The sequence below is a fragment of the Rhizobium sp. SEMIA 4085 genome (genome assembly GCF_013004495.1).
Lineage (GTDB): Bacteria > Pseudomonadota > Alphaproteobacteria > Rhizobiales > Rhizobiaceae > Rhizobium > Rhizobium gallicum.
The window spans coordinates 1-10,317 of sequence record NZ_JABEPH010000217.1; the positions used below are offsets into that span (position 1 = coordinate 1).

8 protein-coding genes and 4 pseudogenes are annotated in these 10,317 nt (G+C 61.7%); 5 read left to right on the forward strand and 7 right to left on the reverse strand.

The window, feature by feature from the left end:
* Positions 1–1,308 (forward strand): 2-isopropylmalate synthase (locus C9413_RS20320; RefSeq protein WP_170250825.1); only part of this gene is annotated, 1,308 nt, incomplete at its 5' end.
* A gap of 43 nt (positions 1,309–1,351) precedes the next feature.
* Here C9413_RS20320 and C9413_RS20325 read toward each other — a convergent pair.
* Positions 1,352–1,838, reverse strand: a pseudogene (locus tag C9413_RS20325) (helix-turn-helix domain-containing protein).
* On the opposite strand from C9413_RS20325, the pseudogene C9413_RS20330 reads away from it, so the two are divergent.
* Positions 1,837–2,798, forward strand: a pseudogene (locus C9413_RS20330) (zinc-binding dehydrogenase). The pseudogenes C9413_RS20325 and C9413_RS20330 overlap by 2 nt on opposite strands.
* Before the next feature lie 3 nt (positions 2,799–2,801).
* Here C9413_RS20330 and C9413_RS20335 read toward each other — a convergent pair.
* From C9413_RS20335 to C9413_RS20350, 4 genes are all read right to left on the reverse strand, one after another.
* A complete protein-coding gene (locus C9413_RS20335; RefSeq protein WP_039845503.1) occupies positions 2,802–3,647 on the reverse strand; it encodes an anti-sigma factor in 846 nt (281 codons plus the stop codon).
* A 3-nt stretch (positions 3,648–3,650) separates the two neighbouring features.
* Positions 3,651–4,154: an RNA polymerase sigma factor gene (locus C9413_RS20340; protein ID WP_039845502.1), complete on the reverse strand. Its 504-nt coding sequence runs from the start codon at positions 4,152–4,154 to the stop codon at positions 3,651–3,653.
* 169 nt (positions 4,155–4,323) lie between these two features.
* Positions 4,324–4,884: a hypothetical protein gene (locus C9413_RS20345; RefSeq protein ID WP_039845501.1), complete on the reverse strand. Its 561-nt coding sequence runs from the start codon at positions 4,882–4,884 to the stop codon at positions 4,324–4,326.
* A gap of 145 nt (positions 4,885–5,029) precedes the next feature.
* Positions 5,030–5,950 (reverse strand): metallophosphoesterase, encoded by a 921-nt coding sequence (locus C9413_RS20350; protein WP_318299925.1) that lies wholly within the window; start codon positions 5,948–5,950, stop codon positions 5,030–5,032.
* A 59-nt stretch (positions 5,951–6,009) separates the two neighbouring features.
* Between C9413_RS20350 and C9413_RS20355 the strand changes: the two genes are divergently transcribed.
* Positions 6,010–6,489 carry an NUDIX domain-containing protein gene (locus C9413_RS20355; protein ID WP_039845499.1) on the forward strand — a complete coding sequence of 160 codons (480 nt, stop codon included), beginning with the start codon at positions 6,010–6,012 and terminating at the stop codon, positions 6,487–6,489.
* Between the two features lie 3 nt (positions 6,490–6,492).
* Here the strand turns inward: C9413_RS20355 and C9413_RS20360 are convergent, their stop codons facing one another.
* Positions 6,493–7,482: a glutathione S-transferase family protein gene (locus C9413_RS20360; protein ID WP_039845498.1), complete on the reverse strand. Its 990-nt coding sequence runs from the start codon at positions 7,480–7,482 to the stop codon at positions 6,493–6,495.
* A gap of 277 nt (positions 7,483–7,759) precedes the next feature.
* Between C9413_RS20360 and C9413_RS20365 the strand changes: the two genes are divergently transcribed.
* Together C9413_RS20365 and C9413_RS20370 are read left to right on the forward strand one after the other, a co-directional pair.
* Positions 7,760–8,260 carry an N-acetyltransferase gene (locus C9413_RS20365; RefSeq protein ID WP_039845497.1) on the forward strand — a complete coding sequence of 167 codons (501 nt, stop codon included), beginning with the start codon at positions 7,760–7,762 and terminating at the stop codon, positions 8,258–8,260.
* Between the two features lie 71 nt (positions 8,261–8,331).
* Positions 8,332–8,677 (forward strand): annotated as a pseudogene (locus C9413_RS20370) (MFS transporter); the annotation flags it as partial.
* 40 nt (positions 8,678–8,717) lie between these two features.
* Here C9413_RS20370 and C9413_RS20375 read toward each other — a convergent pair.
* Positions 8,718–10,181, reverse strand: a pseudogene (locus C9413_RS20375) (hypothetical protein); the annotation flags it as partial.
* Positions 10,182–10,317 lie beyond the last annotated feature (136 nt).

The following is a 10,317-nucleotide window of genomic DNA, read 5'->3' on the forward strand; positions in this document are numbered from 1 at the left end:
TTCTACAACTCGACGAGTGAGCTGCAGCGCCGCGTGGTTTTTGCCAAGGATGTGCCGGGTATCAAGCAGATCGCCGTCGATGCGGCAAAGATGATCACCGACATGGCGGCGAAAGCCGGTGGCGGCTACCGCTTCGAATACTCGCCGGAAAGCTTCACCGGTACTGAGCTCGAAGTGGCGCTGGAAATCTGCAATGCCGTCATCGACGTGATGAAGCCGACGGCGGACAACAAGCTGATCATCAACCTGCCGTCCACCGTCGAGATGGCGACGCCGAACGTCTATGCCGACCAGATCGAATGGATGTGCCGCAATCTCGACAATCGCGAGAACCTGATCGTCTCGCTGCATCCGCATAACGACCGCGGCACCGGTATTGCGGCAGCCGAGCTCGGTCTGCTGGCAGGCGCCGACCGTGTTGAGGGCACGCTCTTCGGCAACGGCGAGCGCACGGGCAATGTCGATGTGGTGACGATGGCGCTCAACATGTTCACGCAGGGCGTCGATCCGGAAATCGACTGCTCCGATATCGAGCGCATCAAGAGCGTCTTCGAATATTCGAACCAGATGACCATCGGCGAGCGCCACCCTTATGTCGGCGAACTGGTCTACACGGCCTTTTCCGGCTCGCATCAGGATGCGATCAACAAGGGTATGAAGGCGATCAAGGTCGCTAACCATCCGGTGTGGGAAGTGCCCTATCTGCCGATCGACCCGCAGGATGTCGGCCGCTCCTACGAAGCGATCATCCGCATCAACTCGCAGTCCGGCAAGGGCGGCATCGCCTATATCCTGCAGCAGGACTACGGGCTCAATTTGCCACGCAATCTCCAGGTCGAGTTCCGCGAGGACATCCAGCGCATCACCGACGAAGAAGGCAAGGAACTGCCGTCGCGCCGCATCTACGACCGCTTCATCGAGCGCTACGTGACGCAGCCCGAGGGCCGCATCAAGTTCGTCGATCATCACACTTTCGCCGATCCAGAGCGCAAGGGCGTGCGTGTCGTCGCCGCTGAGATTATCGACAATGGCGAGACGAAGCGTATCGAGGGCCGCGGCAACGGCCCCATCGACGGCTTCATCAACGCGCTCTCGCACTATCTCGGCATCGAGATGTCGGTCGAAGACTACTCCGAGCACTCCCTGCAGCACGGCTCGAATGCGGCGGCCATCTCCTACGTCGAGACCGCCTATCCCGGCGGCAAGCTCTTTGGTGCCGGCATCAGCACCAATATCGTCGGCGCCTCGCTCGAAGCGATCGTATCGGCGGCCAACCGCGTGCTGGATGTGAGAGCCGGGAAGAACTGATCGAGATTGCGCAGCGGGCGCCGCCGGCTGCGCGTTTTGCCCCTCAGGCGGCGAAAGATGGCTTGCGCGGGCGGACGATGCAGTCGGCAATGTCGGCGGTTTCATTCTGCGCCTCGGCGTGGCGCTGGCCCCATTGGCAGAGCGCCAGCAGCACCGGTTCAAGGCCAAGCCCGAGCTCCGTCGCGGTATATTCGACGCGCGCGGGAACTTCGGCAAACACCTCGCGGCTTACCAGACCATGTTCCTCCATTTCGCGTAGCTGCTGGATCAGCACCTTCTGCGTGATCTCCGGCATCATGCGTTTCAGCTCCGAAAGACGCTTCGAGCCGCAGAAAACGTAGTAGAGGATAACCGGTTTCCAGCGCCCGGCGATCACCTTTGGCGCGCGTTCGACGGGCAGTTTGGGCAGTCTCTTGATGGGTTCAGCCATGGTCACTTCCTGGTGGGTATGGCACGAAAGAGTGTCTATTCTGGTCGCCGAGTTTACTGATAAAGCGCTGCCCACGCCATTCAAACGTGAGGTCTGCCATGAAAGCCGTCCGCTTCGACCATTTCGGTCCCCCCGAGGTTCTCAAGGTCGTCGAGGTGCCGCGGTGCCGCGCGAAGGGGAGGTGCTCGTTCGCGTCCGTACTGCAGGCGTCAACTTCTTCGAAGTGCTGATGCGCGCCAACCGGTATGCGGTGACGCCGGAATTGCCCATCATCCCGGGTGTTGAAGTCGCGGGTGTTGTCGAGGCGATAGGCGAGGGAGTTGATTCCGCTGTCATCGGTGCGCGCGTTGCCGTTCCGCTTTTCGCGCTCGGGCGGGGTGAAGGTTATGCGGAGTACGTCGCCGTGCCGGGTGCGTCAGTGATCTCGATCCCCGACGCGTTGTCCTTCGAGACGGCGGTTGCGCTGATGGTGCAGGGGCTGACGGCGCTGCATATGGTGCGTCAGGCGCTGCCACGGGACAAAACCGTTCTTGTCCACGCGGGGGCCGGGGGCGTTGGCTCGCTGCTGGTGCAATTGGCGAAGCGTGAGGGCGCAGGATCGGTCATCGCGACGGCAAGCAGCGAGAAGAAGAGGTCGCTCTCCCGCAGGCTGGGCGCGGACGCGGCGATCGACTATACAGCCGAGGGCTGGCAGGAGACCCTTTGTAAAATGGCGCCCGTCGATCTGATCTACGATACGATCGGTGGCGAGGTGACACGTGCCTCCCTTGCAGCACTTGCGCCGGGCGGAGAGCTTGTCTTTGCTGCACTGGGCCGCTTTCGGCTTGAGGTTGCCGACCTGAATTCCCTGTTCGAGAAGAACCAGACGCTCAAGGGATTTGCGCTGCTGCCTCTGTTATCTGCAACGCTGGCGGACGATCTCTCCGCGCTGTTTTCACTTGCCGTCTCCGGCGCGCTGATCGTCGCAAAGGGCGCGAGTTTTCCGCTGGACAGGGCCGCCGATGCGCATCGCGCCATCGAAAGCCGGGGCGTCAGCGGCAAGGTCGTGCTGGTCCCGTAAGGCTCAGATCGCGGTTGCGACTTCCATGGCGATCTGGCTGAGCGAGGCTTCGGCGGAAGGTCCGGCCAGAACGTAGGAGGTGCCGGCATTGTGCCAGGTGATCAGGCCGATTTCGTCCCGGATCGTTTCCTTGAAATCCTCGGATTCGATTGGCTGGGCATCCTTGCGGAAGCAGATGGAGATGAGATCGCCGTCCGTGCTTGTATAGACCAGCTGGCCGACCGGCTTTCCGTCGCCAAGAAGCACGCGGGCGCCCTGAAAGGCCCAGCCGTCTGTAGACAAATCAGGCACGCGAAAGGCGACTCCGACCGTGGACGTCAGCCAGTTGGAAATCTCCTCGGCCTGGGTAGAGGGCACCTCGACGATATGCCGCGGCTGGCGGATCATCAGGCGCTGGTAGGCTGTGATGTCGTTCAGCCAGTTCTTGCTGCTGGCATTGTCGTCCACGATCTGTGTCGTGCCATTGCCCGTGGGAGAGCCAGGGCTCGTGCCGGCGAGATAGCCGATGCCGCAGCCGACGATAAAAAGGATGATCGCTGCGGCCAGCGCCTGCGTGCCGCTAGGCGCGAGCTTCATCGACGGGCGGGTGGTTCGCGGCGCGATCGGCGCCTTGGGCGGCTGGACGCTCTTGATCGAGCGCACGAGTGCCAGCGGAACCGGCTCTTTAAGAATATCGTCCAGACGGCGGCGGCCGAAATCGGCGCCGTGACGCAGCTTGTCGTAAAGCCGGCGCGCACCTTCGTCGGTGGCGAGGCGCTGCTCTAGCTCATGCTTCTGTTCCGGCGTCGTTTCGCCGTCTAGAAGGGCGGTCAGCTGGGCGTCAAGCGATAATTTTTTGAAGTCGGGCAAAGTTCAGTACCTGTGAGGATGATCGTCGGCGAGGCTTGCGAAGTGCAGCCGCGCCGCGGCAAGCTGCGTGGGCACGCTGCCGGCCGATATGCCCATGATGTCGGCGGTCTGCTGATAGGTATGTCCTTCGACAGCGACAAGCAGGAAGACGCTCGAAATGCCTTCAGGCATTTCGGCGAGCATGCGGTGTATGGCATCGGTATCGGCGACGGCTGCGCGGTCGCGCGCCGCGTCGCGGATATCCGTGACGTTGCTCTTGGAAGCCGGTCGCGCCTTGCGTCTGCGGCCATCGTCGCTCCACTGTTGGCGGGCGAGTGTGTAAATCCAGCTTTCGAGCCGGCCCTCGCCGCTCCACTGCTGGCTCTTCGCCACCGCACGCTGACAGACCGCCTGAACCAGATCGTCGGCAGCAGCCGCATCGCCAAGCGTCATCGCGAAGCGCCGCAGCCGCGGGAGCAGGCCCACCAGGTCGCGTCGGATATCGATGGTCGTTACAGGCTGACGCATAGTCTCATTTCATGAATGGGTTCGGGCGAAGCACCCGATGTGGGCCAAGCTTTTTATATCGTGGAAGTGATCTTTATGGAACAATTTTGCACTGCCGCGCAAGAAGAAGACGGCGCGGTCGAAGAATTCCCAAAGGTTTCTCTCTTGGTCGCCGGAGCGCGCCCCCGTTTCAATACGTCCGGTAGCCGTTCAGGCTCTGCAATAGCGCACGATAAGCCCAGGTGTTTTCGCCGCCGCGGTCGCGAATTTCGACGAGCTGGACGCGGGCACCCTGGATGTCACCTTCTTCGGCCAGGGCCTGGCCCATGTATGATCGTGCGAGGATATAATTCTCGTCGGCTTGCAGCGCCTTGCGGTAATAGGACATTCCAAGTTCCATCCGGCCCGCCTTGCGGTTTGCATAGCCGAGATAGTTCAGGATGCGCGGATCGTTCTTGTTCCTGGCGAGGTTCAAGACGGTGATGGCATTTTCATATTGGCCGGCATAGGCGAATTCGCGCGCTGCCTCGTAGAGGTCGTCGTCATTAAAGCTGCTCTTCTTCGGCGCGACGCATTCCTTCCTCTTCTTGTCCCACACCTTGCCGTCGGCGCATTTGGTCGTGGTTTCGGTCTTCGGAGGCGGGCTCGTCTCGTCGCTTTCGTCACCGACGGCGAAGGCCGGTGCCGACAGTCCGGCTGCAAGGCCGAAGGCGAGGGTGAGACGGCAGATGCGGTTTGCTGCGGCGCGCATGGCTTGTTCCCTGATCGGCTGCGATTGCGGCCGGATTGTACAGTGGGATTTGGAAATACCAAGGGCTTAAGCATTACCTGGGGGAAAATCGCAGCGGCTTCAGAAATTGATTCAAAAAGCCGCGAAAAAGATTCCGCTTGTCCGCCTAAAGCTTGAAAATGTCGACACTTTCCGACGAAACGCCATCGCCCATGTCGTTCAAGCTGAAGCGTTCGCCCCTCAGTTCCCAGGCGCCGGGCGAACCGTCGATGCTGAAGAGATTATAGGCCGCACGGGGCTTCAAGCCACCTGGTCCCTGCGAGGCGGAAGCAATGCCGACCACAGGCACGGGACCAGTCTGGCCGCGCAGCCAGTGGAGCGTATTGAGATGCGTATGGCCGTGGAGCACCAGTTCTGCGCCGCCGGTCGAGACGACGGCGGCAAAGCGGCGGATGCCGATCATGCGCTTGTAGAAAGCAGTCGCGCCGCGGATCGGCGGGTGGTGGATCATGACGACGCGAAAGAGGCCGGCTTCACCGGCCGCGCGGAGCATGTTGACGGTCTCGCGGGCCTGCCGCTGGCTGAAGAAGCCGCTGGCGGCAAATGGTGGCGTGGCGACGGCCGTCGAGCAGCCGACGAGCGCGACTTTGCCGCGGACGCGGAGATAGGGAAAGATGTGCTTGTCTTCCTCCCATTCGGCTGGAGCGAGGTCGCCGCGCACATAGTCATACCAGGCGCGCATGGATTTCTCGTAGGCGCCGGGCACATACGCGTCGTGATTGCCGGGAACCACGGAGGTTTCCGCCGGTTCGCCGAGCGCGCGAAGCCAGGCGGCGGCGGAGCGGATCTCAATGCCGCTTGCGAGATTCACCAAGTCGCCGGTCACGGCCAGGTGGTCGGCCTGGCGCGCACGGATATCCTCCAGGAGCAGATCCAGCGTGCCGCCGAAAAGATGCTTGCGCCTGTGGCGGTGCCAGTTCACAAAGCCGGTAATGCGCTTCGAGAAAAGCTCGCGGAATGAAAGATTGGGAAGTGGGCCGAGGTGGATATCCGAGATATGCGCGAGCTTGAACATGCTACGACACATAGACCAGGATATTTACAAATCAAACACGTCCGATTGAACGAAATAGTGAAAACAGACCGATGACGACCAAGGAAATCAGGCCCTGGCAATCCAAGCTGCTGATGCGGATCGTGCATGGCTATTTCGCTCTCGCGCGCGGCATGACGATGGGCGTGCGGGCGGCCTGTTTCGATTCGTCCGGGCGGATTTTTCTGGTCCGCCACAGCTACATTCCCGGCTGGCATATGCCTGGCGGGGGGCTGGAGCGCAACGAGACAGCTGAGGAAGCGCTGATCAAGGAACTGCGCGAGGAGGGCAACCTCAGGATCATCGGCAGGCCGCAGCTCTTCCATGTCTATTTCAACGCATCGGCGAGCCGGCGCGATCATGTGGTCTTCTACCGCGCCGAGGTCGAGCAGACAGCGCCGCGCAAGCCGGATCGCGAAATTGTCGAATGCGGCTTCTTCGCGCTCGACGGTCTGCCGGACGGCACGACTGAAGCGACGAGGCGCAGGCTGAGGGAGTTGAGCGGCGAAGAGCCCGCCGCTCACTTCTGGTAGGATTCACGCGGCAGCGGCAAGCTTGGCGCGGCCGTGCAGGCGGTCGAGATCGAGAGCCGGGCCGACCGGGATCACGCCCGTCGGATTGATCGTCCTGTGGCTGCGGTAATAGTGCTCCTTGATGTGGCGCAGGTTCACCGTCTCCTTGACGCCCGGCGTCTGGTAAAGATCGCGCAGGTAGCCCGAGAGGTTCTTGTAGTCTTCGATGCGACGGATGTTGCACTTGAAGTGGCCGACATAGACTGCATCGAAGCGCGCCAGCGTCGTGAACAGCCGCCAGTCGGCTTCCGTCAGCCGATCGCCGAAGAGATAGCGGCTTTTGCCGAGACGCTCGTCCAGCATGTCCAGCGTTTCGAAAATCTTCACAACATTTTCTTCGTAGGCTTCCTGCGTCGTTGCAAAGCCTGCCTTGTAGACGCCGTTGTTGACGGTGTCGTAGACGATCGCATTCAGCGCATCGATGTCGGCGCGCAGAGCGTCGGGATAGAAATCGGTGTTCGAATCGGTCAGGCCGTCGAAGGCGCTGTTGAACATGCGGATGATCTCGGCCGATTCATTATTGACGATCGTACCGGTCTTCTTGTCCCAGAGCACGGGAACGGTGACGCGGCCGGAATAGTGCGGATCGGCCTTCACGTAGATCTCGAAGAGGGTCCTTGCACCGTAAAGGTGATCGCCGGTCGCGCCGTCGCCGACTTTGAATTCCCAGCCGTTCTCGGCCATCAGCGGATCGACGACGGACACGGAGACGATGTCATCAAGCTTCTTCAGTTTGCGGAAAATGAGCGTGCGGTGCGCCCAGGGGCAGGCGAGCGAGACATAGAGATGATAGCGGCCAGCCTCGGCCTTGAAGCCGCCGCTGCCCGTCGGTCCTGCCTCCCCATTGGCCGTGATCCAGTTGCGGAACTGAGAGGCCGCGCGCTTGAAGTGGCCCTTCGTTTCCTTCGTATCGTACCCGACGTTCTGCCAGACGCCGTCAACCAGCATGCCCATTGTGCGCTTCCTTCAAATTCGCCGTTGGTGGAAACATATTGCACGCGGCCGATCTTTGCAGGGGTGCGAAGACTGAACAGTGCGTCACAAATGTTTTTTCGGTCGCGTCACTTTGCGTTGGACGAGGCAAATTTTTCCTGCTATCGGCCTTTTCACATTTTCTCGGGAACCCGATTTGTTTTACGCATCCAGAAATCTGCGACGACGCTGATGCTTCCGAACGCCTAAGCGCGTGCTCGAAAATCATCAATTCCGTCTATCCGGTTTCTGTCTCATCATGCAAAAGCACGATCTGGTCTACCTCACCGAGGATGCGTCTCACGACGCGGCTATCGAACACATCAACGAAGAAGCTTTCGGCCCTGGCCGGCACGCGCGTGCGGCTGCGCGCATCCGCGAGCAGGGGGCGCACGATCCGTCGCTCTCCTTCATCTGTACCGATGATGGCGAAACGATCGCCTCGGTCAGGATGACCCCGGTCATGGCGGGCGATGTTAAAGGGCACCTGCTCGGACCACTCGCCGTCCGGCCATCGCACAAGAATATGGGCATCGGCCGCGAACTCGTGCGGATCGCGGTGGAGGCGGCAAGGCGCAAGGGCTCCGAGGCTGTCATCCTTGTCGGCGATCCGCCGTATTATTGCCCGCTCGGCTTCGAGAAGGTCGCCTACAACGCGCTCGCCTTTCCAGGGCCAGTCGATCCCGCCCGCGTTCTGGTCGTTCCGATTGCCGAAGATGCGCATCAGCGTCTTAAGGGTATCATCGGCTGGCGTGCATAGTTCATATGTCCTACCGCTGGTTTCCCTGACCTCACTTTGCTCGAGGTTTCGGCAGCTTGGTGGAGGGCGGCATGAGCGGAAGTTCGGATCGCGCTGGGACGGGCGCATTTCAGCGGCGGCTGATGGCATTTTTCGGGCTCGTCTGGGCGGCCGACGCCATGCAGGTGCTAGCCGTCGGGTTCACGGCCGCTTCGATCGCCGCCACATTCCAGCTGACGGTGCCGCAGGCACTGCAGACCGGAACGCTTTTCGTCCTCGGCATGCTGATCGGCGCCGTCGTCAGCCGGCTCGCCGACAGGGTGGCAGGCGCTCGCCGACGTTGCCGACGCGTGGCGCTACATCTTTGCCGTGACGGCGCTGCCCGCCATCTTCGGCATCGGGCTTCGCTTCTTCGTGCCGGAATCACCGCTTGCGATCGATGCAGAAACGCGGCAAGTCTCACTCGCCTAAGCGGGACTCATCGACCTTCACGCCACCACATGGCGCCGAAGGCGAGCAGCAGCGCGCCGACGCCGGCAAAACCGGCAAAGAGCGGCAGGGTATTGATCCCCTTCAGCACGCTCTCGTTCGTCAACTTGATCTGCATGCGGTCATTGTCGGCGACGCGAACCTGGCCGCGAACCGGCAGGATCGGCGGAACTTCGATCGCTCCGTTGGTATCTGAAACGCGGGTGACAAGGCCGCGTGTCTTGCCGGAAATCGGCTTCAGCACATCCGTCGTCGAAATCATCGCCTTGAATTCGGGCGCATCGACGGCGCCGACATGAACGAGCGTCGTCAGGTCGCCGTTGCGGATTTCGAAGAGGCCGATCTCGTCCATCTTCTTCTCTGCCTTGAAGAGACCGGGTTCAGACTGGTTCAGCGGCAGATTTTCCGTCTTGCCTGATGGATATCGGACTGTGGCATTGCCCGGATTGTCGCCGATCGTCTGGCGGGTTACCTCCAGCGTGCGACCGGAGGCGCGCGCCGTCAGCGCTTCCTCCTCCAGCGCCGGTTCCTTCATCAGCCAATGGGCGATGCGGCGGTAGAGCGAGACGTGCGGGCCGCCGCCCTCGAAGCCGCGGGCCCAGAGCCAGCCCTGGTCGGAGAGCAGCATGGCGACGCGTCCCTGGCCGGCACGGTTCAAAAGCAGCAGCGGATGATTGTCTGCGCCAACCATGACCGTCTGGCCATGCGGAGACGCGACATCGACGCTGCGGAACCAGCGGCCCCAATGCGGCGGCTCGTCAGCGGAGCCGTCGAGGCCGCGGGTGACGGGGTGCTTGCGGCCCTCCTCGGAAAGGCGGGGATAGAATGCCTTGTCGATCATCTGGCCGGTCGGCTCGGCAGGGAGAACGGCCGAAAGCGGCGTCAGTGCGATCGAATCCTGGCCGGCATGCTCGGGACCTGCGGCAATCAGCAGCGCACCGCCGTTTTCGACATATTGTGCAATGTAGTCATAGTAGAGGATCGGCAGCACGCCGCGGTGCTGGTAGCGGTCGAAGATGATCAGGTCGAAGTCTTTGATCTTGTCGACGAACAGCTCGCGTGTCGGGAAGGCGATCAGCGAAAGCTCGTTGATCGGCGTGCCGTCCTGCTTTTCAGGGGGGCGCAGAATGGTGAAATGGACGAGATCGACCGAGGCGTCGGATTTCAGGAGATTGCGCCAGGCGCGCTCGCCGGCATGCGGCTCGCCGGAGACCAAAAGCACGCGCAGGTTTTCACGAATGCCATCGATGACATGAACGGCGCGGTTGTTTGCCTCCGTCACTTCGCCAGGCAGTCCGGCCACAGAGAATTCCAGCACGTTGCTGCCGCCGCGCGGAACCTTAAAGGAAAACGGCGTATCCTGCCCCGGTGTCGCCTGGAGCGCGGCGATCACGTCGCCGTTCAGCTTCACGGTGACATCGGCGGTGCTGCCCGGGCTCGGGCCGTCGTCGAACTGGCTCTTATTCCCATCTTGCGCCGCCGGCGGGCGGGCCCAGGGAGCAATCCGGGGGTGCCCGACCCTTCATCAAAAAAAAGGTCGCGACGGTGCGTGCGGTCAGCTTCACCTATTGCAGTCCGCTATGATGAGG